Annotated in this window: 25 protein-coding genes and 2 other annotated features; of the genes, 2 read left to right on the plus strand and 23 right to left on the minus strand. The window is 36.6% G+C overall.

Annotated elements, in window-relative coordinates; all coding sequences use genetic code 11:
- Positions 1 to 66 precede the first annotated feature (66 nt).
- From citF to F5ESL0259_RS04680, 20 genes are all read right to left on the minus strand, one after another.
- A complete protein-coding gene (gene citF, locus F5ESL0259_RS04585; RefSeq protein WP_122037629.1) occupies positions 67 to 1,605 on the minus strand; it encodes a citrate lyase subunit alpha in 1,539 nt (512 codons plus the stop codon).
- Positions 1,595 to 2,509 carry an aldolase/citrate lyase family protein gene (locus tag F5ESL0259_RS04590; RefSeq protein WP_122037630.1) on the minus strand — a complete coding sequence of 305 codons (915 nt, stop codon included), beginning with the start codon at positions 2,507 to 2,509 and terminating at the stop codon, positions 1,595 to 1,597. The genes citF and F5ESL0259_RS04590 overlap by 11 nt, the downstream gene beginning before the upstream one ends.
- Positions 2,510 to 2,806 (minus strand): citrate lyase acyl carrier protein, encoded by a 297-nt coding sequence (gene citD, locus F5ESL0259_RS04595; RefSeq protein WP_046324904.1) that lies wholly within the window; start codon positions 2,804 to 2,806, stop codon positions 2,510 to 2,512. It lies immediately after the preceding gene.
- Positions 2,796 to 3,851 (minus strand): [citrate (pro-3S)-lyase] ligase, encoded by a 1,056-nt coding sequence (gene citC / locus F5ESL0259_RS04600; RefSeq protein ID WP_122037631.1) that lies wholly within the window; start codon positions 3,849 to 3,851, stop codon positions 2,796 to 2,798. The genes citD and citC overlap by 11 nt, the downstream gene beginning before the upstream one ends.
- A 20-nt stretch (positions 3,852 to 3,871) precedes the next feature.
- Positions 3,872 to 4,666 carry an alpha/beta fold hydrolase gene (locus F5ESL0259_RS04605; RefSeq protein ID WP_122037632.1) on the minus strand — a complete coding sequence of 265 codons (795 nt, stop codon included), beginning with the start codon at positions 4,664 to 4,666 and terminating at the stop codon, positions 3,872 to 3,874.
- The gene (locus F5ESL0259_RS04610) at positions 4,667 to 6,133 is read right to left on the minus strand and encodes a DASS family sodium-coupled anion symporter (protein ID WP_122037633.1); all 1,467 of its coding nucleotides are present in this window, start codon (positions 6,131 to 6,133) and stop codon (positions 4,667 to 4,669) included.
- Between the two features lie 5 nt (positions 6,134 to 6,138).
- On the minus strand, positions 6,139 to 6,849 hold the full coding sequence (locus F5ESL0259_RS04615) for a dimethylmenaquinone methyltransferase (protein ID WP_046324908.1): 711 nt from the start codon (positions 6,847 to 6,849) through the stop codon (positions 6,139 to 6,141).
- Between the two features lie 20 nt (positions 6,850 to 6,869).
- Positions 6,870 to 7,799 (minus strand): L-lactate dehydrogenase, encoded by a 930-nt coding sequence (locus tag F5ESL0259_RS04620; RefSeq protein WP_046324909.1) that lies wholly within the window; start codon positions 7,797 to 7,799, stop codon positions 6,870 to 6,872.
- Between the two features lie 403 nt (positions 7,800 to 8,202).
- Entirely contained in the window at positions 8,203 to 9,597 is a 1,395-nt protein-coding gene (locus F5ESL0259_RS04625; protein ID WP_122037634.1) for a flavocytochrome c, read from the minus strand.
- A gap of 30 nt (positions 9,598 to 9,627) precedes the next feature.
- Positions 9,628 to 11,031, minus strand: coding sequence for a class II fumarate hydratase (locus tag F5ESL0259_RS04630; protein ID WP_122037635.1), 1,404 nt, complete (start codon positions 11,029 to 11,031; stop codon positions 9,628 to 9,630).
- Between the two features lie 185 nt (positions 11,032 to 11,216).
- Positions 11,217 to 13,268: a copper-translocating P-type ATPase gene (locus tag F5ESL0259_RS04635; RefSeq protein WP_370448800.1), complete on the minus strand. Its 2,052-nt coding sequence runs from the start codon at positions 13,266 to 13,268 to the stop codon at positions 11,217 to 11,219.
- A gap of 101 nt (positions 13,269 to 13,369) precedes the next feature.
- On the minus strand, positions 13,370 to 14,743 hold the full coding sequence (gene brnQ, locus F5ESL0259_RS04640) for a branched-chain amino acid transport system II carrier protein (RefSeq protein WP_122037636.1): 1,374 nt from the start codon (positions 14,741 to 14,743) through the stop codon (positions 13,370 to 13,372).
- Between the two features lie 92 nt (positions 14,744 to 14,835).
- Positions 14,836 to 15,085: a binding site (T-box leader), on the minus strand.
- A gap of 198 nt (positions 15,086 to 15,283) precedes the next feature.
- Positions 15,284 to 15,922 carry a copper homeostasis protein CutC gene (locus tag F5ESL0259_RS04645; RefSeq protein WP_122037637.1) on the minus strand — a complete coding sequence of 213 codons (639 nt, stop codon included), beginning with the start codon at positions 15,920 to 15,922 and terminating at the stop codon, positions 15,284 to 15,286.
- Positions 15,923 to 15,949: 27 nt separating this feature from the next.
- Positions 15,950 to 16,906, minus strand: coding sequence for a N(4)-(beta-N-acetylglucosaminyl)-L-asparaginase (locus F5ESL0259_RS04650; protein ID WP_122037638.1), 957 nt, complete (start codon positions 16,904 to 16,906; stop codon positions 15,950 to 15,952).
- A gap of 341 nt (positions 16,907 to 17,247) precedes the next feature.
- A complete protein-coding gene (locus F5ESL0259_RS04655; RefSeq protein ID WP_046324915.1) occupies positions 17,248 to 17,967 on the minus strand; it encodes an MIP/aquaporin family protein in 720 nt (239 codons plus the stop codon).
- 258 nt (positions 17,968 to 18,225) lie between these two features.
- A complete protein-coding gene (gene dhaM / locus F5ESL0259_RS04660) occupies positions 18,226 to 18,597 on the minus strand; it encodes a dihydroxyacetone kinase phosphoryl donor subunit DhaM (RefSeq protein WP_122037639.1) in 372 nt (123 codons plus the stop codon).
- Positions 18,594 to 19,178 (minus strand): dihydroxyacetone kinase subunit DhaL, encoded by a 585-nt coding sequence (gene dhaL / locus F5ESL0259_RS04665; protein WP_122037640.1) that lies wholly within the window; start codon positions 19,176 to 19,178, stop codon positions 18,594 to 18,596. Before dhaL ends, dhaM begins: the two co-directional genes overlap by 4 nt.
- A 14-nt stretch (positions 19,179 to 19,192) precedes the next feature.
- The gene (gene dhaK, locus F5ESL0259_RS04670) at positions 19,193 to 20,188 is read right to left on the minus strand and encodes a dihydroxyacetone kinase subunit DhaK (protein ID WP_122037641.1); all 996 of its coding nucleotides are present in this window, start codon (positions 20,186 to 20,188) and stop codon (positions 19,193 to 19,195) included.
- A gap of 168 nt (positions 20,189 to 20,356) precedes the next feature.
- The gene (locus F5ESL0259_RS04675; protein ID WP_122037642.1) at positions 20,357 to 20,839 is read right to left on the minus strand and encodes a nitroreductase family protein; all 483 of its coding nucleotides are present in this window, start codon (positions 20,837 to 20,839) and stop codon (positions 20,357 to 20,359) included.
- Positions 20,840 to 20,891: 52 nt separating this feature from the next.
- Complete coding sequence (locus F5ESL0259_RS04680) at positions 20,892 to 21,536, minus strand: SLAP domain-containing protein (RefSeq protein ID WP_122037643.1); 645 nt, start codon at positions 21,534 to 21,536, stop codon at positions 20,892 to 20,894.
- Between the two features lie 208 nt (positions 21,537 to 21,744).
- Between F5ESL0259_RS04680 and F5ESL0259_RS04685 the strand changes: the two genes are divergently transcribed.
- Both F5ESL0259_RS04685 and F5ESL0259_RS04690 read left to right on the plus strand, forming a co-directional pair.
- On the plus strand, positions 21,745 to 22,605 hold the full coding sequence (locus tag F5ESL0259_RS04685) for a glycosyltransferase family 8 protein (protein ID WP_122037644.1): 861 nt from the start codon (positions 21,745 to 21,747) through the stop codon (positions 22,603 to 22,605).
- Positions 22,606 to 22,765: 160 nt separating this feature from the next.
- A complete protein-coding gene (locus tag F5ESL0259_RS04690; protein WP_046324922.1) occupies positions 22,766 to 23,047 on the plus strand; it encodes an HU family DNA-binding protein in 282 nt (93 codons plus the stop codon).
- 63 nt (positions 23,048 to 23,110) lie between these two features.
- Here F5ESL0259_RS04690 and F5ESL0259_RS04695 read toward each other — a convergent pair whose 3' ends face one another.
- Genes F5ESL0259_RS04695 through F5ESL0259_RS04705 form a run of 3 tightly spaced genes read right to left on the minus strand, consistent with a single transcriptional unit; the run spans position 23,111 to position 25,740 of the window.
- Positions 23,111 to 23,812 (minus strand): methionine ABC transporter permease, encoded by a 702-nt coding sequence (locus tag F5ESL0259_RS04695; protein WP_046324923.1) that lies wholly within the window; start codon positions 23,810 to 23,812, stop codon positions 23,111 to 23,113.
- Positions 23,805 to 24,869, minus strand: coding sequence for a methionine ABC transporter ATP-binding protein (locus F5ESL0259_RS04700; RefSeq protein WP_122037645.1), 1,065 nt, complete (start codon positions 24,867 to 24,869; stop codon positions 23,805 to 23,807). Before F5ESL0259_RS04700 ends, F5ESL0259_RS04695 begins: the two co-directional genes overlap by 8 nt.
- 19 nt (positions 24,870 to 24,888) lie before the next feature.
- Complete coding sequence (locus F5ESL0259_RS04705; protein ID WP_122037722.1) at positions 24,889 to 25,740, minus strand: MetQ/NlpA family ABC transporter substrate-binding protein; 852 nt, start codon at positions 25,738 to 25,740, stop codon at positions 24,889 to 24,891.
- A 42-nt stretch (positions 25,741 to 25,782) separates the two neighbouring features.
- Positions 25,783 to 26,021, minus strand: a binding site (T-box leader).
- Between the last annotated feature and the right edge of the window lie 11 nt (positions 26,022 to 26,032).

Raw genomic sequence — 26,032 nt, forward strand, 5'->3', positions numbered from 1 at the left:
ATATTATAACTAAAAAGTGTGAGAACAAGTCTTAGCCTCATTCTCACACTTTATTAAAATAATTAGTTAATCTTTTACTTGCTTAATTGTATCAATAATAGTGCCATCCCGATATTGAATTAAAGCAACAACACGATCAGTATATTCTAGTGGCTTTGGTGTTCCAACCTGTTTTTGTGCCATTTTTTGCAGTTCTTTGATATCAACAATATTGAGTTCAGGAACCTTAGCAAAAGCAGCTATTAAGTCTTTACGGCGGGGATTAATCGCAATTCCTCTTTCGGTCACTAAAACATCAATTGAATCTCCTGGTGTAACAACTGTTTCCACTTCTGGTACTACTGTAGCATTGCGTCCACGTACTAGCGGAGCAGTGATAATAGTCATTTTTGCTGCAGCCGCATCCTGGTGACCACCTATGGCACCGCGAATAACGCCATCGGAGCCTGTCATTACGTTAACGTTAAAATTGGTATCAATTTGCAAAGCTGAAAGAATAGCCACATCTAAGTTATTTACTACAGCTCCTTTATTATGAGGATCAGCGTACCAGGAAGCATCAATTTCCTGTTGGTTTTTATTTTGGGCCATTGAAGCTGCAGCACCCTTGTCAAAGTCCTGAACATCCATGATTTTCTTGACCAGGCCTTCCTCAAGAAGATCAGTCGTAGGCTTAGTTATACCGCCGAGCGCGAATGATGCCTTAATCCCATCCTTTAGCATAGATTCTCTTAGGTATCTGGTCACTGCCAACGCAGCTCCTCCAGACCCGGTTTGGAAAGAAAATCCTTGTTTATAATATGGTGAATTTGTTATCACCTTATTAACAGTTTGTGCAATTTTCAGTTCTTTAGGATCTTTGGTAAAACGAGTCGCTCCTGAACCAATCTTATCAGCATCACCAATTTGATCAACCTTCACAACATAATCAACTTGAGTTTGTTTAATTGAGGCAGGCGTATTTGGATAATCAACTATATTGTCAGTCAGCAAAACTACTTTATCAGCATATTGTGCATCAATCAAAGCATAGCCCAGAGATCCAAAAACTGCGTCCCCTTCTTGACCATTGGCATTACCAGCTGGGTCAGCATTTGGAACACCTAAAAATGCCACGTCAATTTTGATTTCTCCTTCTTCAATAGAACGAGCTCTATTGCCATGAGAACGGAAAATCACTGGGTTTTTCAAACCACCATGGGAAACAAAATCTCCCAAGCTGCCTCTCATTCCTGATGAAGTAATATTTGTGATAACACCCTTTTTTATTGCTTCAATCACCGTGTCATTCATAACACCGGTTAAGGAAGATGGAGCTAATGTTAAGTTTTGATAACCCATTTTAATAATTAGATTCATTACTTTATTAAAAGCAAAATCACCATTTCTAAAATGATGGTGGAAAGAAATAGTCATACCATCTTTTAAAGTTTTCTTAATAACATCTGCTAAAGAATCAACCACTTTTGATTCTCCCGTAGTAACTTGCACCTTAGGAGCCACTCTTTTCACTTCAGGGTTACCTATTTCCACAGATGCAAATGGTTTAAGATTCATTTTTGTCATCAAATCATCAGGCAAATTGCGTTTTACTTTATTCTCCAATGTAATTACCCTCCTCATCAATTAAATTCGATGCTTTAGCTGTTGCAATAACACGGTTAGCCTTCTCAACAACCGGTTTGTCGACCATTTTACCGTTCATTGAGATAACGCCTGAGCCTTTTGCCTTTGCTTCTTGAATAGCATTTTGGACAGAAAGAGCATTTTCAATTTCTTCCTTGGTAGGGTTAAATACCTCGTTAACCATAGGTATTTGTCTTGGATTAACTAAAGACTTACCATCATAACCTAGTTCATAGATATACTTGGTTTCACGGTAAAATCCTTCTGTATCATTCATATTAGAAAACACAGTATCGAAAGCATAAACATCGGCTGCTCTAGCAGCTTGCAATACCATGTTGCGGGCAAATTCTAACTCACGTCCATCCGGATAACGGTGTGTGTGCATATCAGCAGTATAGTCTTCACCAGAAACGGCTAAGCCCATCATTAATGGTGTAGCTGTTGCAATTTCAGGAGCATTAAGAACACCTTTTGCACTCTCAATCGCTGCCATAACACCAATTGAGCCCTTTTGCACTCCATATCGTTCTTCAGCATCTTCCATATCCGCTACTAATTTTTTAATCATAGCGGCCGATTCAGTTTTAGGCAGGCGAATAACATCTACTCCAGCGCGCACCATTGCCTTTACGTCTTCGTCATAAAAAGGAGTGTCTTGACCGTTAATTCTAACGACTATTTCAGCGCCACCAAAATCAACTGTTTTAATAGCATTAAATACTAACATTCTGGCTGCATCTTTTTCAGTTAATGAAACTGCATCTTCTAAGTCCAGCATAATAGAGTCAGCTCCATAAATGCCAGCGTCTTTAACCATTGCAGGATTATTACCTGGTACAAACATCATTGTTCGACGCAAACGATTTTTAACATAAGTCATTTATTGCAATACCTCCAATCTCGGCTTGTCAGTAGTTTCAGTTGCTCTTTGCGCAGCTGCTAATGTTCTTGCAGCAATTACGCAATCAAGAGCTCCTTTGTCTGTAGCCTTAACTTTTGCGTTAGTAATACCAAATTTATTTAGGGTTTCAGTTATTACCTTTTTGATCTGATCACCGTATGATTTAGCTACCTCTGAATCCAGATCAACTTCAATTCCATTTTGACCAGCAGAAATCATTATCTGAATATCTGAAGATTCTAATGTTCCTGCTACTCCAACAGTTTTAATTTCCATCAATGTTCATTCCTTTCTTTATTCTTTCTTGTAAAATTTGATAATTTTCATTTATAAAATTCATTGTAGTTGGTGGAACTAGAGTGGAAATATCTTTCAAATCACTATTTTTGATCAATTGGCGCACATTAGTTGCCGTAATTATTTTCTCGTTATCACGAAAGCGTTGCACAATTTTAACCTTAATAGTGGGACTAAGTATTTTTTGTAAACTTTGATTATAGAAATTAGTCGTCCTTGAAAATGGCTCAGTACCCAGATAACGTTTCTTAATTGTCAATTTTGGTGCAATAATATTTTTAAAAATTAAAGCGTCAATCGCCGTTTGTGTTGTAATTAGTTCATCAGGTGACTTTAAAAAATAAGCCGGAAATGTCGAGCGTGAAACTTGGTAATCTCCACCACTGACTACCACCACGTTTTTAAAGTTGGCAGTTCCTTTTTTTACTAAATCCATTCTTTCAGTTGTTTTAAATAAAGAAGCATCTGTAGCCACTACAAAAACATACACCAAATCATTTTCACTACTTGCTAGTTTTACTAACTTTTGGTGGCCCAAAGTAAATGGATTAGCATTCATTACAATTGCCGCAACTTCTTTTTGATTTTGGTTTTTAATTCTAGGCATTTTTGTTAAAAAGTCTTGAATACTTGGTGTTCCACTTTCTAAAAAAGCCGCAGTATCAGTATGAGCCAACTCATTAAAGCCTAAATGGGCGAAACTAGACGAATATTTTGCCTTGGTGAATACGAATGAATGATAAATTTTCTGACCAAAAAGGTATTCTTGCAAAGCCGACACTATTTGATTAAAGCGTGCCCCGTGAACAGCTTCATCATTTGACACTGCTATGTATTTAAGAACTTTGCCCGCAATACTACCAGTTCCAACCAAATGGCCATCTTCATCTATTAAACCAATAGTATGATCAAGAACGTCAACTTCGCGGGAGCTGAAATCTGTAATTCCCTGATTAATTAAGAAATTTTCCCATCTTGTTTTTGTGTCTGGAAAATTTAAATTGAGCTCTATTGTTTTATCCATTTATTTGGTTCTCACTTTAGCTAAAATTCTTGCAAAAATTTCATGACTTCTTGATACATTTTCAGAGGCTGTTCCGCCTGAATTAAGTGACCACAATTTGCTATTATTCCTGTGTCAATTTTAGGATTCAATTCTCTTGTAACATAGGCAAAATGATAATCAAAAAAGGGTGAATTTTGTCCTGCTAAAACGAGCATAGGAACTTTTAAGCTAACTAAAACGTCCCGCCAATCCTGCTCAGCATGATCTATTCGACAAAGATAATTTTCTTCAGCATTATACGGATATTTTTGGGCTTCAATTTTGGCCTCTTTAAACATCTCATCATTGATATGAGCATAAATACCACTGCCCTGATCTATCTTTAAATAATCCGGATAATTTTTCCAAGTTAAATCTTTAAACCCATAGTGCCAAGTGCTGTCTTGAATCATTTTTGGAGGTTGATCTAAGTCAACAATTGCCTGCAATCTTTGCGAGCCAAATAGTGAAACATAAGCCCAAATGTTTGCGGCTCCCATGGAATTGCCAACAGCAATAATATTTTGTAAATCTAATCTGCTAATGAGCTCGGCTAAATCAGCTGCATGGCGACTAATACGTTGCCCCTTAAACGTTCTTTGAGAACGTCCCTGATTTCGAGGATCAATTATGATAATGCGGTAATCTTCTGTGAAAAGCTTTACAGCTTCTTGCCATAATGTGGCAGAACTACCTATGCCAGGAACCGCTAAAATAGGCTGACCACTTTTTAATGTATCGTAATAAGTTATTCGAATACCATCATTTGTTATAAAATTGTTTGCCTTAAGCATTTACCAAATTCCAATAACTTTCATCCATAAAGTGCCTATTACGCCGAAAATCAGTAAATAAATAATTCCTAAAATAAAATTATATTTCCACCATTCACTCTGCTTAATGTAACCAGTTGTAGCTAATATAGAAGCCGGTCCGTTAGCATAGTGAGTAGTTGAAGCATTAATTGCCCCGGTAAACGCCAAGAGCATAGCTGATAATCCTAATGGAGCTCCTGTAGCAACAGCAACAGATAAGAATGGCAGGTATAATGCTGTCATATGTGCAGTACCACTGGCAAAGAAGTAGTGGGTGTAAAACATCAAGATCACTAAAACGGCTAGTACTATTTGCCAGCTTATACCGCGAAGACTAGTCTGAATAGTCTTAGAAAACCAGTCAATGAAACCAAAGGAAATAAGTTTACTTGCCATAAATATTAAAATTGACAGCCAAATTAGAATATTCCAAGCTCCAGTTTGGTTTAAAGCATCTTTCATAGTTAAGACACCAGTTAATAGCAACAAACCGACAGCCAAAAAGGCTACAAAAGTAGAATCTAATTGAGGAATTTTGAAGATTCCGGATAAAACCCATAAAATAATAGCCAGCAAAAATACTATTGACATAATCATTTCAGGCTTTGTCACTGGGCCCATTTTTGCTAAACGGTCACTGGCCCATTTTTTAGCATTAGGAGTTTCTTTAATTTCTGGAGGAAAAATCTTATAAATCACAACTGGAATAATAATAGTTGCAACTAGAACAGGAACTATCGCAGCTGTAAACCAGCTGATCCAGGTCATATTATAATTTTTCTGTGCCGCCATTTGAGAAGCAACCATATTAGGAGCAGCACCTGTAATAAACAGAGCAGTTGACAGAATGTTTGCATGGAAGGCTGTAAAACTAAGATAAGCTCCGATTTTCTTTCTTGAAGGATCATTAGGATCAGAATCATAATCTTTAGAGATTGATTCTGTCACCGGCCAAACTACACCACCTGTACGAGCACTATTTGATGGTATTAAAGCTCCTAAAACTAATTCCAAACCGGTAATAGCATAGCCGATACCAATGGACTTCTTACCAAATTTTTCAATCATCCAATACGCAATCCGATTACCTAAACCGGTTTTGCTAATACCATAAGCCATGATAAAAGCCATAGCAATTAGCCAAGAAGCAGAATTACTAAAGGCGCTGAGAATGCCAGATGTCACTTTACCAGTTTTGGGATCTACAACATCTTTGATTGGAGCCAAACCAACTAAAACCGTCACTATCAGTCCGATTAAAGTAGTACCACCTATTGGCAAAGGCTTTGTAATACAGCCAACAATAGTTGCTACAAAAATGGCAAACATCTCCCATGCGGAAGCAGACAAGCCACCAGGTCTCAACGGTGTGATGCCCCATAGAATCACGCCAATCACTAAAGGTAAAACAAAGCCCTTATAATTAACTTTTTCAAGTGTTTTCATAGTAATTACCTATAATTTTCCGGGCGATAAAAATCGTCGATAATTTTATAATTCTTATTCTTTAATTCATCATCAAGCCAATCTATATTTCCTGAACCATCATGAAAACTAGCTGCTTTTGCCTCATCCTTTTCATGAAAATTCTGAACAATCGGCAACAATTCAGTTGCTTCTTCCAGAGCAATTTTGATAACACCGTCAGCGTCGCCTAAAATGACGTCACCTGGGTTAACACTTACGTTACCACAAGAAACCGGTACATTAATTTCTCCCGGTCCTTCTTTATAAGGACCATCTGGAGTGGTACTTACAGCATAAATAGGCAAATCCCAGTTGCTTAAACTATCAATGTCTCTTATTGGCCCATCAACTACTACACCAGCTACATGTCTTTGATCCCGCAGCCATGTCATCATTACTTCACCAATAACTGCCCTGGTATTATCATTTTCATTATCGATGACCACCACATCACCCTCTTGGCAATATTTTAAAGCTGCATAAATAGTTAAATTATCACCTGGGCGGTTATGAACTGTAAAAGCTGGACCACACATTTCTTCATGTGGGTGCGACATCAGCCTAATTCTGGGCGACATTGCACCTGTTCTATTCATACAGTCAGCCACATTTGATGAGGGCAGCTTTTTATATGCAGAAACTACTTCTTTTGCGGGAAGCTTTCTTTGTAAAAAAATTCTCTTACCAACCTGCATTATTCATGCCTTCTTTTTAATTAATCTAAAGCAATATTATTTAGTACTTCTTGCATTTTGGCAGCCGAATCCACCATCTTTGCCTTTTCAGACTCTGAAAGTTCAGTCTCAATCACCTGGCTGATTCCAGACCCGTCAACTACTGCAGGTGTGCCTAAATAAAGTTCGCTTTTAATGCCATACTCACCATTAATTGGTGCAGATAAAGGCAAAGCAATTGAACGGTTAGTCAATATTGCGGTAACAATTTGCGTTAACATCATCGCAATGCCATAAAATGTTGCACCTTTATTTTCAATTATTTTTCCACCTTTTTGACGAATATTCAGTTCAACTTGGTTCAAAATATTATCATCAATATGAGCAAATTCTGTTAGTGGCTTACCGCCCACGATTGACTCATCAAAGTTTTCAAATGAAGTATCACCATGTTCACCTAAAACCATGGAATTAACCTCAGCCACCGGAACATTTAATCTTCTGGCTAAATCAACCTTTAAACGAGCAGTATCTAGTGATGTACCTGTCCCAATTACTTTGTTTTTCGGAAAGCCAGATAGTTTTTGGGTTAAAGTTGTCAATATATCAACTGGATTAGCAGAAACTAAGAAAATACCATTAAAGCCCGATTCAACTACTGGTTGAATGATACTTTTCAAGATGCTAACATTTTTATTCACAAGATCAAGCCGACTTTCTCCTGGCTTGCGGGGAACACCTGCTGTAATTACCACCACAGCAGCATCTTTTGCATCAGAGTATTCACCAGAATGAATATTACACTCGCCTGTAAAAGGCAGTATATCTTCCAAATCCATTGAATCTCCCACTGGACGATTCTTGACCACATCACAGATTACCAGCTCGTCAACACTAGTATGTTGCAACAAGTCATTTGCAAAAGTTGAACCTACAGCTCCGTCTCCAACCAATAATACTTTCTTATTCATTAAGTCATTTCCTTTCGAATTTTTTAAAAATGTAATCCTTTACATCCACATTATAAATTTTATTTCTATTATTTGCAATATTCAAAATAAATAATTTATTTTTTAATTTTTTTAAAAATAAAAACAGTCTTACATATTTAAAATTCGGTTTGTTAATAAGGTAAAAATTAGTATTTTTGGCATACCCGTTTACTTAAAAACCTAAAATAAAAAAGCCCTTCGTCGCTGCTAGACGACAAAGAGCTTGAAAACTGCTAAACATAATTTTGCTTATGTAAAATAAAAAACAGTAAACAAATCACTGGCAAAACCCCAGCTTACAAAGCGTAGAAACTAACAAAATACCTATCAGTATTATCAACGGCTGACACTTTTTTTAAGCACCAATTTAGTTAAATTATAGTTATTGGTTTTTGACAAACTTGCTCATTTGTATTCCTGCCTGCCTACCAAAAATGACAGTTTCAGCAATCGAGTTGCCACCAATTCGGTTATTTCCGTGTAATCCACCTGAAACTTCTCCCGCAGCATAGAGGCCTTTAATAATGTTACCGTCTGTATCATAAACTTCGGTCTTGGGATTGATATGGATACCGCCCATAGTATAGTGGATAGCCGGGTTAATATGAATTGCAAAGAATGGTCCCTGCGCAATTTGATGCTCCATTCCTGTTGTTCTGCCAAATTCTTTATCTGTTTTATTGGTGACAGACTCATTCCAATTAGTAATAGTTTCATTCAAGTTCGAAGCTGTGACGCCAATATTTTGAGCTAGATCAGAAATTGTTTCCCCGTGACTAACCAATCCTACGTGATCATAAAATTCAACAGCAGTAAAGTTATTTCTAATACCTTGATCGAACACCAAAAAAGCACCGTTCTCATTTAAGTTGCTAATGGCGTCAGAAACAATTTTACGTGTACTTAACTCGTTGACGAATCTTTTACCAGATTTGTTAACGAGAATAGCTCCTTCTCCTCTTAAGCCTTCTCCGATCAAGTAGACGTGGTCAGTATCAGTTTGTGCAGTTGGGTGCACTTGAATAAAGTCCATTTGCTCTAGTTGTGCATCAATTTGACTAGCAAGTTTTAAACCATCGCCAGTAGCACCGGGCTGATTGGTAGTCTGATAATTTACCAGGTCAGGACGATATTTTTTAATTAATTCTTTAGACGAGCCAAAGCCACCTGAAGCCAGTAGCACAGCATTTGCATTTACTTTTACTTGTCCTTCAGGAGTATCAACCTGGACACCTGTTACTTGTTGTTTATAATCTTGTAAAAGCTTAGTTACTTTTGCATTATTAAAAACTGGTATTTTATCTTCGTGGATTTGCTTTAAAGCACCGGTAACCAAATAATTGCCGACTGGGGCCATTGAAGCTGGACGGTGAGCTCTCTTCTTGCTCATCCCACCAGTAATAGTTAAATTAGTTAGCTCTATCCCGTGATCCATTAGCCAAGCTATTGCAAGAGCAGAATGATCGACAAAGTAGCGCAAAAGTTCACGGTCATTCATCATTCCTCCACCCTTGAGAGTTTCACGATAAAAATCTTCTTTATCATCTATAATTCCCTGTTTTATTTGAACAAGACTTTCAGAAGCATTCATTCCAGAAGAAGCCCTGTTTGTGTTCCCACCTAAATCAGAATTCTTTTCAAAGACAGCAACATTCAGTCCTAATTCATGAGCCTGAATAGCTGCAGTTAAGCCGGCACCACCTGCACCGATTATAATTGCGTCATAACTTTCTTGTATTTCAGAAGCCTTATTAGGCGTAAAAACAAATTTACCCATTGATTTCTCCTCTACAGAAATTTAAAAGATTTATTTTTCAGGATTAGTCTGAGAAATATTGGTCATCTCCATATAATCCATCCATTCATCATATTCCTTTTCAGTTAATTTGCCACTTTTAAGGGCTGCTTCTTTAAGCGTTGTACCTTCTTTATCCGCAGTCTGTGCAATCTTAGCAGCTGCATGATAGCCAATATGAGGTGACAAAGCCGTCACTGTCATTAAAGAACTTGCAAGCAAATCGTCCATTTTTTCAGCGTTTACCGTTAAGCCGGCAATCATTTTATCAGCAAAACCATTAATGGTACCGGTTAAAATGTCGCAAGAATCTAAAAACGCGGTGATCATAACTGTTTTATAAACATTCATTTCAAAATTGCCCTGGGAACAAGCAAAAGTGATAGTAGTATCATTGCCAAAAACTTTTGCAGCTGCCATAGTCACGGCCTCAGCTTGTGTCGGATTAACTTTGCCAGGCATAATCGAAGAACCCGGTTCATTAGCCGGAATATTAAGTTCATGATAGCCTGCTCTTGGACCTGATGCCAGGAATCTTATATCTTGGGCTATCTTAAACATGTCGGCAGCCAAAGTTTTTAAAGCACCATGGACAACATCTATGCCAGAATGATGAGCTAAACCCCAAAATTTATTGGTATTAACTTTAAAATCATGGCCATAAACTTGAGATAGTTTGTCAGCAATTTTGACAGTCATTCCCGGTGCAGCATTAAGGCCTGTTCCAACAGCAGTACCACCAATTGCCAGTTCATATAATGTTGGCTTAAGTTCTTTGATATAAGATAAATCATGTTTTAAAGCTGAAATATAGCCAGAAACCTCTTGACCGAAAGTTATCGGAGTAGCATCTTGCAGGTGAGTACGGCCAACTTTGACGGTTTTCCAATACTTGTCCTGCTTAATTTTGAGTTCGTCAATTAAGTGTTGCACAGCCGGTTCAAGTTTATCTAAAGCTTCCACTGCCACAATGTTCATTGCTGTGGGATAAGTATCGTTTGAAGATTGCCCTCTATTAACGTCATCATTGGGTAAAATATCCAAATTTGGGTGCATCTTGTTAGCTAGATTTGCTACTACTTCGTTAACATTCATATTGCTCTGAGTACCAGAACCGGTTTGTAATACGTGTAACGGAAAATCTTGTCGCAATTCATGATCATCTAATTTTAATAGTTGATCTATTGCTTCCTCAATAGCCTGCCCTTTTTCTGCTGGTTCAGCGCCAACTTCTACATTCGATTCAGCTGCAGCTTTTTTTAAATGTAAAAAAGCATGAATAATTGCAAGCGGCATTAATTCACCACTGGGAAAATTTTTACGACTTCTTTCAGTTTGAGGACCCCACAGTGCATTTTTAGGAATTTTAACAGGACCAATTGTATCACTTTCAACACGGTATTCTTCTTTACTCATACTAAATCTCCTTTTTCAAATGTTAGTATTTAAGCTATTAAAGCAGTAATATTCTCTTGCACTTATAATACAGGTTTTTAGTATTATTTTCAATATTTTAAAATAAAAGGGGTATCATTTTAAAATTTTAAAATTTATTTTATTTTAGCAAAAAAGCACTCTTATTGAGTGCCTTAACTAGATATTTATATTTTTAGTGTTTCAGCATTAATAGCTACGATAACTGTTGACAAAGACATTAAAATCGCTCCCACAGCCGGTGATAGCAAAATTCCCCATGGTGCAAGTATACCCGCTGCCAGTGGTAAAGCTATGATATTGTAGCCTGCTCCCCACCATAAGTTTTCGATGGTTTTTCTTTGAGTATGCTGAGCAAGGTTGAGGAAACTGATAATATCAAGAGGTTCACTGTTCACTAAAACAACATCAGCTGAGTCCACGGCAACATCAGTTCCTGCACCAATAGCTACACCAATATCAGCTTTAGCTAAGCTAGGAGCATCATTGATGCCGTCTCCCACCATCATGACTTTGTTTCCTTTTTCCTGAAGGTGCGCGACAATTTTTTGTTTGTCAGCTGGCATTAAGCCTGAGTGAACCTCAGAAATTTTAAGTTTCTGCGCAATACTCTGAGCGACTTTTTCATTATCGCCGGTTAGCATCACCGATGTAATGTTAAGATCTTTAATTTGCTTAATCAAAGCTGCTGCATTTTTCTTTATTTCATCACCAACTGCTACGTAACCCAAAAGTTCATTTTCTGCTACCAAATAGCTGGAAGTGTAATTTAAAGCATCAATTTCCGGGAAATGACTCACCAAACTTCTAGCAGCTTTTTCATTTACAAGTTGATATTCCTTTCCATTTAAAGTTCCAGAAACACCTTTACCATCCAAAGTCTTACTATTTGACAATGGATAGAGCTCAATATTTTTTTCCTTAGCAAACTGTAAAATGCTTTGCGCAATCGGGTGATTAGAATCTTGCTCAAGTGAAGCGATCAGTTTGATGATTTCAGCAGAATCATATTCTTTATTTAAACTATCATATTTTCTTACCTGAAATTTGCCTTCAGTTAAAGTTCCCGTTTTGTCTAAAAGAAGATAATTTATTTTTGAACTAACACTGATAACGTTGCGGTTTCTAATGAGCAAGCCGTTTTTGGCACCAATCGAGGTACTTTTGGCATTTACTAAAGGAATAGCCAAACCGAGTGCATGAGGACAAGCAATAACTAAAACAGTTACCATCCGTTCAAGACCGCCAGAAATTCCCCGTAAACTGGTCCAAACGATTAAAGCAATAATACCAAAAACAAGTGCGGCATAAAATAACCAGCTGGAAACCCGATCGGCTAAGTTTTGCAGCCGTGATTTATTCATTTGAGAAGATTGCACTAACTTATTAACATTGGCCAAGAAACCTGAATTTGCGGAGCTAGTAACTTTGACAGTTAAAGTACCAGAGCCATTTATTGAGCCACCAATTACCTTGTCATTTTCTTTGCGCGTAACTGCACTTGATTCTCCAGTAACGAGCGATTCATTTACTTGACTTGAACCATTTAATACCACGCCATCAAGTGGGATACTTTCACCGGCTTTGACTAATATAACAGCATTTTTTTGGACAGCATTAATTGCTACGTCTTCTGTTCGGCCATTATTTTGAACGTGAACTTTATCTGGCAGAAGTTTTGCCAAATCATGAACTGAGCTATTCGCATTCATCACGGACTTCATTTCAATCCAATGTCCTAAAAGCATAATTAAAATTAAAGTTGCCAATTCCCAAAAGAAATCCATTACATGGACTTTACTGCTTAGTAAATTGTTTTCAACGAAAGCATAAATACTATAAATATAAGCAGTAGTGATGCCTAAAGAAATCAAAGTCATCATTTCAGGCTTTTTTGCTTTTATTTCATAAAATGCACCTGATAAGAAGGGCTCACCGCCATAGAAGTAAAGAATTGTGGCAAAAATGGCTACGACCCATTCAGAGCCTGGAAATGAAAATTGAAATGGCAAATGAACTCCCATTGCAGGGGACAAAAAGATAATTGGCAAAGATAATATTAATGAAAGCCAAAACTTTCTTTTCAAATTACCCATATGCATCATATGACCGCCATGCATCATCATGTCATGACTACCCATTTTCATCGAAGAGTTGGCGTCCATTGAATGATTCATATTTTCACTATGATTCATGTTCATATTATTCAAAATACTCAATCCTACCTTTTACATTAACAAAACTGCTTTTTCTTTAATCTACTTTTATAAACAGTTGTTGTCAAAAGATGCGCTTGAGAAATCGAACAATATTTACACAATTAATTAGTTCTTTGCTTATGATAAAAGTGAACAATAAAACCGATTGCTAATCCAATAACTGCCGGAATAACCCAGTCCATACCTATGTCAGCAAAAGGAAGAAATTGTAATTGGAATGCTCTTAATTGTAGTGCCCATGCTTGTTTGCTAACTAGCGCAGGAAAAGACGCAATCATATCCAAAATGGCTGGAATAAAAGTAAAGACGATACTCCAGAAGTAAACAACTGGATCATGGTCAAATAAAGAACCAGAAATCGACAATATAATCAATACCATAGCGATTGGATATAAAAACATTAACATTGGTGTTGACCAGGAAATAATTGTGTCCAAACCAAAATTAGCAGTAATGAAGGAAACAATAGTCATAATTGTCAGCCAGCCATGGTAACTAATTTTACTAAAACTGCGGTGAAAGTCTTGCGCGAAAGCGGCAATCAAACCGACTGCTGTAGTTAAACAGGTTAGTGTAACTAACGTAGCAAGTAGCGCATGACCAAAGTCACCCAGATAATAAGTCACTATTTGGTTAAAGACAGTACCGCCTTCAGCAGAAATTTTAAATTGATTTAATGTCGTTGCTCCAACCCAAATTAAACCAACGTAAATGACACCAATTGCACTTGTGGCAATCACACCGGCTCTGGCAGTCACTTTTGCGTTACTTTTCGCCGAAGTTTTTCCAAGTTGGCGTACGGCTGAAACTATTGTGTAGCCAAAAGCCAATCCAGCCAGTGCATCCATAGTGTTGTACCCTTCCAAAAAACCATTAAAGAAAGGTGCACTTTGATAAGCCGCAGTAACATTTTGATTTTTGGCAGCACCCATTGGAGAAATAGCAGCTAATAAAAAAATTGAAAATAACAGCAATAAAAACAAAGGATTTAAAATTTTGCCGATACTGGTCAAAATCGTAGATTGCTTATAAGAAATAATAAAAGCCAAAATGAAGAATATTGCCGAGAATATTAAAAGTGCCGGCTTAGTGGCTGATTTCGGCAATACCGGCTGCAAGCCAACTGAAAAGGAAATACTCGCGGTCCGCGGTGTGGCAAATAATGGTCCTAAGGTCAAATGGATTAAAACCATAAACGTGAGAGCAAAACTATTTCCCAAAGGTTTGCCAATATCGTAAACCCCCTTAGCATGACTGGCACTAATAGCTAAAACGGCTAATAGTGGCAAAAGCACAGCCGTTACTAAAAAGCCAAAAGTGGCCATTCCCCAATTTGCTCCTGCAAGCTGGCCTAAATGAAGTGGGAAAATTAAATTACCGGCACCAAAAAATAGACCGAATAGCAATGATGCAACTACTAAATATTGTTTCCAAGATAAAGGCTTGGTATTAACATCTCTTTCGATTTCTTCCATTACAGTTCCTCCTGAAAAATATAAACACTTAATATAGATAAAGAGCCTTGATGAATTTATTTAGGTAATAAAAAAGCACCCTTGATTTGAAAATCAAGGGTGCTTAAGCACGGTACCACCTATATTACTGCAATAATTATCATTAAAGATGACAAAAACACAGTCACTTCACGTACGGCATACTGCGATACGCTAACACGTTAATGGGTGTACCCAATAATAGCTACTAACTTTCACCATATAGCTCAAAGTTACTTTCAGCTTACCATCACGGTCCCTTTTCAGCAACAGGACTCTCTAAAACGTTACTTGCAAACTTACTTATCTTTTCATCGCTTTATCAATATTAAAGATATTTTAATCAATGACTTATTTCCTGTCAACTATATTTTAGTCAAAATAATAAAAGCACTACCTAAATTTTCTTATCCAGCTGCTGTAGACAAATAAAACTAATGCCTTATTGCTTAAAGTGGCTGTATATTTTGATGTGCAACTATTTTTCAGTAATCAGACTTTGGCCTATGTTAAAAATTAATTTCATTCAACAATTTTTGTACCATGTAACTGGTCTAGCTGCAATCTTTCAGCAATTAAAGTGCTATTTTGGGCGGTAATGCCACCACCTGGTAATATTTCTATCTTGCCGTTTGCCCAGTTAATAATTTCTTTTAGATGAGAAATGGTATTTAAAACAGGAATTGATAACTCTCCGCCATGTGTCAAAATTCTCTTAACACCATTATTCGCTAACCAGTTTAGTCCATCTTCTTGCTCAGTTAAAGGCATTGCGTCAAAAGCCATGTGCATGACAACATCAATATTTAAAGATCTGGCTAATGAAATAAGACGCTTCATTTTTACTTTATCCAAATGATTTTGAGAGGTTAAACAGCCAAAGGTGACTCCTTGAGCACCTAATTTAGCTGTTATTTCTAAATCACTGGCCATTATTTCTATTTCACTTTCACTATAACAAAAATTTCCACCCCTCGGCCTAATCATCACAATAACTGGTATGTGAAAATTAGAGGCATAAGTAACTGCTTTTTTGATAACTCCATAAGAAGGCGTGGTGCCACCTAATGTTAAGTTATTATTCAGTTCAATTCTGTCAGCACCTTTATTAATCACATAAGGAATACTAGTAAAATTTTCTACACATGCTTCTTTTAACATCTAACTTCACTTTCTTTTTAACAATGATTACTTTACAGGAGCTTTGATTTGCTTTTGGTAGTCATCTAACCAGGCTTGAGAAATTGGTTCAATTTTGGTGTTATTGTGCAGCCCCGGATTTGCCATTAATATCTGAGGTTCTTGCTTTTTAGCAGCAATACAAAAAGGAAACTCCACGTTAGTAGCTACACCCCACTCGCCTTTTTTATTCAAGGCAATGAGGGAAATTTCGCCTACTTGACCATAACGCTTCTTTAAATCATTACAAAACCGATAAACTGTAGCATCACAGGCTTCTTGGGGAGACTTTCCTTCTGCCATTTTACGGACTATTTCGTATGAAAGGCAGCCCTTCATGATGTCTTCTCCTAGGCCAGTTGCAGTCGCAGCTCCAATGTGACTATCCGCATAAAATCCAGATCCGGACAGAGGTGAATCGCCAATTCTACCATTTTTCTTCATAAATAAGCCAGAGGTTGATGTAGCAGCTGCCAGCGAACCATTTCGATCAAGAGTTATTGCTCCTACGGTATCATGACCATCATAAGGATGCAGGTCTGATTGAAGTTGCTGTTTTACCTTGTTCTGCCAGATAGTTTTGGCCCTTTCAGTCAACATATTAGTCATTTCAAAGCCATTCTGCATTGCATATTTAGTCGCTCCTTCTCCGACTAAAAAGCTGTTGGTCTTATTTAAGCTTAGTCTTCGAGCAACTGAAACAGCATGTTTTACGTTCTCAATTGCAGCTACAGAACCTTGTGCCAAGGTGTCACCGTCCATGAATGCAGCATCCATTTGAACAACTCCGTCTTCGTTAGGAAGTCCGCCATATCCCACGGATTTATAAAGGGGATATGATTCGACTTTTCTTAGCAAATTTTCAACAGCATCCCCAGCACTTTTATCCTTTTTCAACAGCTCTGCCGCTTTCACCAATCCGTCATACGACATACTCCAAGTTGATATTACAGCCCAATTATTCATTTAAACCGCCTTTTTTAATTCAATTTAATGCTAATAATACTAAACTAGAGCAGCAGAAAACAAGCACCCAAGGCAATTTTAAGGAGAATGTAACCTGTTCTAGTGAAAATCGTTGCTGCTAAACTCTTTTCTATAAAAAAATTAAAATATGTTAGCAGATTAAGCTCAACAGAACAATCAAAAATATTTAGCACATAAGCATTAAAAGTTTACTCGATAATTATTTTGGAACTAGAAAATTTTTATGAAATCAGATTGGAAAGGGAAAATGGGTTGAGAAACAAGAAACACCCTCAAATTTTACAAATTTGAAGGTGTTACTATAAGCTAATGCTTTTCTTTTATACAATAACTTTGAACAATAATGCAGCAATTACTCCGCCAAGAAGTGGGCCAAAGATTGGAACCCAGCTATAAGCCCAATCTGAACCACCTTTATTGGCAATCGGCATAAATTGGTGAGCCAGTCTAGGTCCCAAATCACGGGCTGGATTAATCGCGATTCCAGTCGGTCCTCCTAAAGACAAACAAATCGCTGTAATCAAAAATCCAGCTAACAATGGATTAAATCCTGGAGCTAATTTTGTATTGGTCAATCCCAACAAGCCAAATACCAAAACAAAGGTAGCAATCGTCTCAGTAAAGAAATTCCAACCGTAATTTCTTATAGCTGGTGTCGTAGCAAACGACCCTAAAATGCCATCTTGATCAGTTGTTTCTTGCCAGTGAGGAAAATAGGTTAGCCATACTAAGATACCACCGATAAAGCCTCCCGCTGTCTGTGCCAGCATATAAGGCAAAACGGAAGACCATGGCAACTTATTGGCAATTGCCATACCTAGTGACACTGCAGGATTAAAGTGACCCGGGCAAAGCCAGCTAACACAGAATACACCAAATGTCACGGCAAAGCCCCAGCCAAAAGAAATAACGATCCAGCCACTGCCCTTTGACTTCGACTTATTCAAATTGACACCGGCACAAACGCCATCTCCAAGCAACACCAAGATAATAGTTCCGAGGAACTCTCCCACTACTTGCATTGTTAAGCTATTATTCATTTTTAATCTCCTACTTCGATTATTGGACTTCCTTTTGAAACCCAAAATAATGTTTAGTAGTAAATTACTCCCAGATCCAATATATTATAAAATTCTACCTATGTAAACCCTTTCTTTAAATAAAACTATCTTTCTATAAAATCTCAATTTGTTGTTATTTTATAACATAAGATTTAAAAGAGTTTCTAAATTTTTCGGCTACAATTAAGTTAAGAAACGTTTAGTGTTATTTTTACTCAATAAAATCTAATATTTATTCTATTTCTTTAGTTTTAACGGCTTAAGCTGTTCTTCTATCTCCGTTAACTCGACTCCTGCCTCAATTAAAGTAGCAGCAGTATAGGCCCCCTCGATAAAAGCCACATCATATAAATGGATTTTTTTAGAAGTCATTTCCGTTGCTAATTCAAGATTCATTTTGGCACTGCCTAAATCATAAAATGCTAATATTTCCTCAGCTTTATTTTTAGAAAAAGCCTGCAAAATTTTGTCCATACTGGTACCAATATCTTCAGCGTTTGTCCCACCCGCAGTGGTGATTGACACATCTTTTGCGACTTGTCCCAACAGCTCAGACAAACCAGTTACAATTTCTGGAACATGTGATACTAAAGTAATGCCTAACCTCATAAGATACCTTCTGTTTCAAGTAACGCCTCGAAAAGGTACCCACTGGATTGTGAGCCGGGATCAACATGGCCTTTTGATCTTTCGCCTAAATACGAAGCACGCCCTTTTTTGGCAACTAAGTCTTTGGTTGCCGTTACAGCTGAAGCAATTTTTTCCTGAGTTAGTTTATTGGTTTTAACCTCTGGAACTAATGCGGTCCACACGTCTACCATGGTTTTATCACCCGGTTCGGCGCCGCCACGTTTTTTAATACCCGTCAAAGCAGCATCCAGTAAGTCTCCTATGTCTGAACTGGTGCTGCTTTTCTTCGCCATTTCCAAGAAAGCAGTTCCATAAAGTGGACCAGAAGCACCACCAACTGTAGAAATGAGAGTCATAGCAATTTGCTTAAAAGCATCAGTGATGGTTTTAGGCTCAGTACTTAATTTTTGACTAACTGCAGTCATACCACGACTCATATTAAAACCGTGGTCACCATCGCCAATCGCGGTATCCAGATCACTTAAAAATTGCTTATTTTGTTCAATTTTGGCAGAAAAATTATTCATCCATTCAATTACATTTTTAACTGTTAAGCCCATATTAATTTCTCCTTTTACCAAGCGATTGTTTCCACTGGCTGATTGAGATAGTCAAGCCACTTGTCATCAGCTAATTCAAATATTGTGAGTGAAATACCTGCCATATCAAGCGAAGTCATGTAATTACCCACTTTCATGAAAGCTGGCTTGACATTGAACTCTGCTAGTTTGTTAAGTAAATCATTACTAAAAATGTACTGTTCCATTAATGGTGTAGCGCCCATACCATTTACCAACACAGCATATTTCTTATTTTGGTCTAAATGCATTTCATCATTTAGTTTGCCCACTAATTCAGTTACTAAATCTTTAGCAGGTTTAATCTGTTCACGCCGGTATCCAGGCTCTGAGTGAATGCCTATTCCATATTCGATTTCATTATCTTTGAGAACGAAACCAGGTTTACCTGTTTCAGGATTGGTAGCAGCAGACAAAGCAACCGCAATTGTTTTAATATTAGGCAATACCTTTTTGGCTGTCGCATCAATCTCGTCAAGACTAGCACCATTTTGAGCCATTGCCCCTAAAATCTTATGCATAAACAAAGTTCCTGCTACTCCCCGTCTTCCTTGTGTAAATGTACTATTTTCAACGGCAATATCATCATCTACCACAATTGACTTGACCTTAATGTCGTCCATATCAGCCATATCTTTAGCCATGTCAAAATTCATCACATCGCCTGAATAATTTTTAATAACTAAAAAAACGCCCTGACCTTGATTAACCGCCTTAATGGCCTCATATATTTGATCTGGAGTTGGGGAAGTAAAAACTTGTCCGCAAACAGCTGCACTAAGCATCCCCTTACCCACAAAACCAGCATGAGTAGGTTCATGACCCGAACCTCCGCCACTTACAATACCGACTTTGCCCGTCATAGAATCTATATCTGCTCTCATAACAGCTTCAGTATCCTTAACTCTGGCAATATATTGGGGATATGATCTGACCATTCCTTCAACCATTTCTGGTACAACATTTGCTGGATCATTAATAATCTTTTTCATGAAACTTGCTCCTTAAGTAAAAAATGTAACGCTTACATAATTATTATATCAAGTAAGATAGCCATAAACCATTCTAGCTTTAATAAATTTAATTTTTTTGTCAAAAAAACTGTAGCCACATCATTTAAAATTTGGACTACAGCTTTAATATTAAGTCTTTTAAAGCAGTTATTTTCTTACAACTTTATATCTATTTGACCTGTCATCATTTGGTTGCTCTGCAGCATGTCCGCATGCCACAATGACACTAGTTTCAAAATCTTCTGGAACTTCCAACTTTTGTTCTAAACTTTTAGCAGAATTTAACACATTTGCTGCATTCATTAGATAAACTGAACCCAAGTTAAGTGCTGCTGCCTCTACCATCAAATTTTCTGCAGCAACTGAAGCATCTCTCTCACCAAATTCATTACCTTTTTTGACATTAATAATAAACAATAAAGGAGCATTGTAACAAGCATTGCTTGTTACCTGTTCAATTTCAGATAACAAATTCTCATCTTCAACCACTGTCATCTGCATCACATCAGCTTGGTGCATACCACAAGGTGAAGCTTGAAATGCTGCAATCAATGCTTTTATGTCGTCTTCAGAGACTTTTTCAGCCGTATATTTTCTAATAGCTACTCTCTTTAAAACTGCATCAGTCATTTTAGTACCTCTTCCTGTAAATTCTTTAACTACCATTATTATTAAGCAATTTTTAATTAGCCTTATGAACTAAATCAGACCATTTTAAAAATTGGGTATTAGAAATTCCCGCAAATTTTTGCCCATTAATTTTCTTCAGGTAATAGACGGGAATCTTTACTCCTTTTTTAACAAACGGATATTTATTTCCTATTACCACTAGTCTACCCTTTTTATCGTAAACTTTGGCGTTTTTCTTAACTTTATAAACTTTAATTTTTAGAATTTTAACATTTCCTGGTTTAATATATTGTTTTTTCTTACTTTTAGTACTTATTTGTAAAAAGCTGTGTCCTTTAGCAGTATTAAGACCGGAAACATATATAATTGTTCCTTTTTTTAGTTTTTTATTTTTTATCTTTTTGCCTTTGTTATCATAAATATATGCTGGCTTTTTTAATATGACACTTTTTTGCAAATACTTTAAAACTTTACTTAAATTATTAGTATTTTTAGATGAATTGCCAGTAGTAGATGTTTCGTTTGAGTTAGTTTTTTCCTTATTGCTGTCACTCTGAGTTGCAGTATTTGTTTCTTTAGCTGTAGCAGGATTCTGTCCTTGAACTGACGAATTTGCAGCTTCAACTGGTTTGCTAACAGATAGTCCCAATATTAAAGAAGTAATTCCAGTTAAACTTAGCAATAATTTTTTCTTCATGTTAATACCTCTTTGTTAAAACTTTATTTATATACATTCTACTACTTTGAATAAATAATTTCCTTGGTAAAATCTAAGACAGCAAATTTAGTTATGATATTTTCACACTATGTTATTTTTACAACTTATATTATGAGGTATCTTAACATGTTTTGCTTTATACTAATAAATAGTGAAAATAAACAAGAAACTGGTAAAGGAAGACTTTATGAATAATCCTCAAAAAGAACCGATCGAAATATTGGTTACTATTGACCAAAACTATATCAAACCACTTGAAGTGATGATGTATTCCCTCAGACTGAACAATATGACTGAGGAGTTCCATTTCTGGTTAATTTACGATAATATTGATCAACATGCTCTAAATAAACTTAAAAAATTTGGTACAAAAATTAGAATTAAAGTATCAACCCTAACTATGAACAAAAAAATTAAATTTCCAAAATCATTGCTAAACTTGCATGATTACCCCAAAGAAATGTACTTTAGGCTACTTTCAAGCAAAATTTTACCTGCAAACTTACATCGAATTATTTACCTTGATCCGGACATATTAGTTATAAACTCAGTCGTGCCATTATGGCAATTAGATCTTGAAGGTAAAATGTTTGCTGCTTCGGTTCATGAGGGTTTAACAGATATTATGAGTTCAATCAATAATATCAGACTTGGGACTTCAACTGGATACTTTAACTCTGGAATAATGTTAATGGATTTGGACCAAATGAGAAAAAAGATCAAAATTGAAGATATCACTCAAGCAATTGAACAACACCATGATACCCTGATTTTGCCTGATCAGGATATTCTAAACTACTTATATGGCGAGGATATACTCAAAATTCCTGAAACACGTTGGAACTATGATGCAAGAGCTTTTTCAGTTTACTTGACTAGAAGCACTGGTGAAATTAACACAGAATGGGTCATGAAAAACACTTCAATTTTGCATTTTTGTGGTAAACCCAAGCCTTGGCAAAAAGAAAAACATTCTCGCTTCAAACCTCTTTATTTGAACTATCTGCAAATGGTCAACCGCTTGTTAGATCAACAAAAATTAAGTTAACATTTAGCTTTTTACTATTGAAGGTAGCATTATCTGTGCTAAAATAATAAAAGTTGCCGGATATCAAGCGACACAATGCTTTAGGTGGATTAGTATAGAAAAATACGAACTATTTAACAGCATTGAATAAGTATAAATTTTTATAGAAAAGAGAAGAATTATGGCTTCAATTAACAAATCTGAACTCACTAAAGAGGTTGCAGCAAGAGCAGAACTTAAGCAAAACGTGGCAGAAAAAGTCATCGATGCTTTAATCGGATCAATCAAGGATAACTTGGCTAAAGGTGAAAAAGTACAAATTATAGGTTTTGGTTCTTTTGAAGTACGTAATCGTGCAGCTAGAAAAGGTAGAAACCCACAAACTGGCGAAACTTTAACTATTCCTGCAACTAAGGTTCCTGCGTTTAAACCTGGTAAAGCTTTGAAAGATGCAGTTAAATAGCTCTATATTTAAATACGAAAAAAACAACGAGTTTACCTCGTTGTTTTTATTTTTTTATATTTTTTAGCGACTTTGATGATTTAATTTCTTAGCGAAAAAGTCACCGATCACTTGAATAATAAATATCAAAATGATAACCAGCACTGTTGCTACAAGTGTTACATCATTGTTAAAGCGATTGTATCCGTAGGATATTGCTGTATTTCCAAGGCCTCCTGCACCAATAGCTCCAGCCATTGCAGTTAAACCAATTAAACTAATAATTGTAACGGTAGAAACACGAGCAAGTTCTGATCTCGCTTCATTTAAATAAACACTAAAAATAATATCCCAAATCGTAGCACCCAAGCTCTGTGCTGCCTCAATTTTACCGTGATCAACGCTTTCTAAAGCCACTTGAACTTGACGGGCATAAAAAGGAAAAACGCCCAATGTTAGTGGAACCAGAGCCGCTTTTATACCAATCTGAGTCCCGACAATTTTTTGAGTAACTGGTGCTATAAACGCTAGCAAGATAATAAACGGAATAGCACGAAAAATTGAAACTATTTTATCGCAAACATTGAACCAGAATTTATTAGGTCTTATTCCATCACTTTTGGTCAGAACCAAAATTACACCGAAAATCAAACCTAAAATTCCCCCAAATATTCCGGACCAAAAAGTCATATATAATGTTTGAAAAATGCTGGTTCCCCAGCCAGTATCACCTAGCCAGCCCAGTTGCACAACATTGGGAAAAACTCTGCTAAACCAACTACTCATAAAGATCCCCCTTTTCGTTCAAACGAGTAACAGCGACTTTTTCTTTTCTCAAATAAGCTACTGTTTCTTGCTGTTTTGTCTTATCACCTTTAACTTGAACAAGCAGAGTTCCAATTGGCTCATCATCAAGCAGTTCTACGTTACCATATAGCATACTAGCTTCAACCCCGACTTTACGGTATAAATCAATAATAATAGTTTTAGTAACGTTAGCCATACTATAAACAAGTTGATAAATAGCTTCATTATCGTTATCTAATTTATTAATCTTAAGAGACCTTAAAGTATTAATAACTTCCAAAGATCCACCAACAAAACTCTTAGTTAAATCTTTTTGCGGATGCAAGACTACTTCACGGAGATTGCCATTTTCGATCACCTGACCAGATTGCATTAGCGCTACTTTGTTACAGATTTTTTTGACTGCAGCCATTTCATGTGTGATCAGTACGATGGTTAGGTTAAGATCTTTTTGTAACTTCTTTAATAAAGTTAAAATTTGCAATGTATTTTGAGGATCGAGTGCACTCGTAGCTTCATCAGAAATCAAAATATCTGGTTCGTTTGCTAAAGCCCTAGCAATAGCAACTCTTTGCTGCTGACCCCCAGAAAGTTGAGCTGGGTATGAATTTGCTTTATCTTTTAAATCCACCAGGTCCAACAATTTTAATGACTTTTCTTTAATTTCTTTTTCTTTTAAGCCGGAATGTTTTAGGGCAAAAGACACGTTATCAACTACGCTAATTTCGTTTAATAGGTTGAAATTTTGAAAAATCATGCCGATCTTTCTGCGAGCTAGTTGTAAATCCTTATTAGCAATTACTTGCTTACCATCTTTGACAAAGTCAGTACCATTTACCTTAATATTGCCTGCAGTTGGTTTTTGTAAAAGGTTGACTGTTCTAACTAGTGTAGACTTACCTGCTCCGGAAAAGCCTACAATGCCATAGATATCACCCTTTTCAACTGTTAGGCTGACATTATGGACAGCCTGAACAATTTTGCCTTTTTTACTAGGGAAATCCACACTAACGTGTTCTAAATCAATAATACCCATTTACAATCTTCTCCGATCATTAAAACTTAACGTCCCAAGCAGGTTTAGTCATATCGCCATAATATTTTTTGTCCAGACGCTTAGTTTCAGCTGTTTGATATGCTTTTACCACTGCCTGGTAATCCTTATTCTTTTCCTGACCTTTCTTTGCACAAATGATGTTTACCCATTGCAGAGAATCTTTGTTAACAGGCTCAACAAAAATTGTCTGCTTCTTACCTAAACCGGCAGGACCTGCAAAGTCGTTATTAACAACGGCGGCATCAACTGAATTAATTACTCGACCACATTGATCGGCACTAACTTCTTTAACTTTAATGTTTTTAGAAGTTTTAATTACATCAGCAGCAGAAACTAAAATCTTGCCTTTGCGTAACTTGATCAGACCAGCATTTTTAAGAACGAAAAGTGCGCGAGATTCATTACTTGCATCATTAGGCACAGCTATAGTTGCGCCCTTTGGAATATCACTGAGTTTGTGATACTTCTTTGAATATAGTCTAATAGGGTTAATTTCGGTTCTACCAATTGCAACTACACCACCGTGATTTGCTTTGTTCCACGCTTTCAAAAATGCATAGTGTTGAAATGAATTAAGGTCAATATCACCACTTTTAACTGCCTTATTCGGTTGATTATAATCAGTAAAGTTCTTTATCTTGATTGTTACTCCATATTTTTCTTTAGCCAATTTTGCAGCTTTGTTCCAAATAACTTGTTTTGGTTTTGTTTCACTAACTATACCTACAGTAACTACGTGATTACTCTTTTGGTCACCACTTTTTTTACCAAAACTAAACCAGCCGACAGCAACAATTATAATTGCTGCAATCACTCCGATAATTATATTGCGACTCTTTTTTTTCATCAGAAAAACCTCCCAATTTTTCAATAAAAAAAGCACTCTTCCTCAAATAAGGACGAGTGCTTCGTGTTACCACCTTTAATTTGTCTATTACTTACGTAATAAACCTCAACAGCTATCTAACAATAGCTTGCAATTATAACGGATGCAATTCCGCCACTAGCTAAATATCACCAGCAGTCATCATTTCAAGCCCATGTTCACTAGGTCTTGTTAACTGACTCTCACCAAACGTCAGCTCTCTTTATTAACAAAAACTTAGCTACTCTGCTTTTCAAGATGTATTAATTATTTAATT

The sequence above is a fragment of the Lactobacillus sp. ESL0259 genome (assembly GCF_003693045.1).
Taxonomy (GTDB): Bacteria; Bacillota; Bacilli; order Lactobacillales; family Lactobacillaceae; genus Lactobacillus; species Lactobacillus melliventris.

Excerpts from the sequence above, each read along its gene's own strand:
- brnQ (WP_122037636.1), bottom strand. The coding sequence starts at position 14,743 with ATGGAAGAAATCGAAAGAGATGTTAATACCAAGCCTTTATCTTGGAAA.
- dhaM (WP_122037639.1), bottom strand. The coding sequence starts at position 18,597 with ATGAGGTTAGGCATTACTTTAGTATCACATGTTCCAGAAATTGTAACT.
- F5ESL0259_RS04615 (WP_046324908.1), bottom strand. The coding sequence starts at position 6,849 with ATGCAGGTTGGTAAGAGAATTTTTTTACAAAGAAAGCTTCCCGCAAAA.
- F5ESL0259_RS04625 (WP_122037634.1), bottom strand. The coding sequence starts at position 9,597 with ATGGGTAAATTTGTTTTTACGCCTAATAAGGCTTCTGAAATACAAGAA.
- F5ESL0259_RS04610 (WP_122037633.1), bottom strand. The coding sequence starts at position 6,133 with ATGAAAACACTTGAAAAAGTTAATTATAAGGGCTTTGTTTTACCTTTA.
- F5ESL0259_RS04675 (WP_122037642.1), bottom strand. The coding sequence starts at position 20,839 with ATGACTGATGCAGTTTTAAAGAGAGTAGCTATTAGAAAATATACGGCT.
- citC (WP_122037631.1), bottom strand. The coding sequence starts at position 3,851 with ATGGATAAAACAATAGAGCTCAATTTAAATTTTCCAGACACAAAAACA.
- dhaL (WP_122037640.1), bottom strand. The coding sequence starts at position 19,178 with ATGGGCTTAACAGTTAAAAATGTAATTGAATGGATGAATAATTTTTCT.
- F5ESL0259_RS04680 (WP_122037643.1), bottom strand. The coding sequence starts at position 21,536 with ATGAAGAAAAAATTATTGCTAAGTTTAACTGGAATTACTTCTTTAATA.
- F5ESL0259_RS04690 (WP_046324922.1), top strand. The coding sequence starts at position 22,766 with ATGGCTTCAATTAACAAATCTGAACTCACTAAAGAGGTTGCAGCAAGA.
- F5ESL0259_RS04650 (WP_122037638.1), bottom strand. The coding sequence starts at position 16,906 with ATGAATAATTGGGCTGTAATATCAACTTGGAGTATGTCGTATGACGGA.
- citD (WP_046324904.1), bottom strand. The coding sequence starts at position 2,806 with ATGGAAATTAAAACTGTTGGAGTAGCAGGAACATTAGAATCTTCAGAT.
- F5ESL0259_RS04620 (WP_046324909.1), bottom strand. The coding sequence starts at position 7,799 with ATGAATAAGAAAGTATTATTGGTTGGAGACGGAGCTGTAGGTTCAACT.
- F5ESL0259_RS04695 (WP_046324923.1), bottom strand. The coding sequence starts at position 23,812 with ATGAGTAGTTGGTTTAGCAGAGTTTTTCCCAATGTTGTGCAACTGGGC.
- F5ESL0259_RS04590 (WP_122037630.1), bottom strand. The coding sequence starts at position 2,509 with ATGACTTATGTTAAAAATCGTTTGCGTCGAACAATGATGTTTGTACCA.
- F5ESL0259_RS04645 (WP_122037637.1), bottom strand. The coding sequence starts at position 15,922 with ATGTTAAAAGAAGCATGTGTAGAAAATTTTACTAGTATTCCTTATGTG.
- F5ESL0259_RS04630 (WP_122037635.1), bottom strand. The coding sequence starts at position 11,031 with ATGAGTAAAGAAGAATACCGTGTTGAAAGTGATACAATTGGTCCTGTT.
- F5ESL0259_RS04685 (WP_122037644.1), top strand. The coding sequence starts at position 21,745 with ATGAATAATCCTCAAAAAGAACCGATCGAAATATTGGTTACTATTGAC.
- F5ESL0259_RS04700 (WP_122037645.1), bottom strand. The coding sequence starts at position 24,869 with ATGGGTATTATTGATTTAGAACACGTTAGTGTGGATTTCCCTAGTAAA.
- dhaK (WP_122037641.1), bottom strand. The coding sequence starts at position 20,188 with ATGAAAAAGATTATTAATGATCCAGCAAATGTTGTACCAGAAATGGTT.
- F5ESL0259_RS04605 (WP_122037632.1), bottom strand. The coding sequence starts at position 4,666 with ATGCTTAAGGCAAACAATTTTATAACAAATGATGGTATTCGAATAACT.
- F5ESL0259_RS04655 (WP_046324915.1), bottom strand. The coding sequence starts at position 17,967 with ATGAATAATAGCTTAACAATGCAAGTAGTGGGAGAGTTCCTCGGAACT.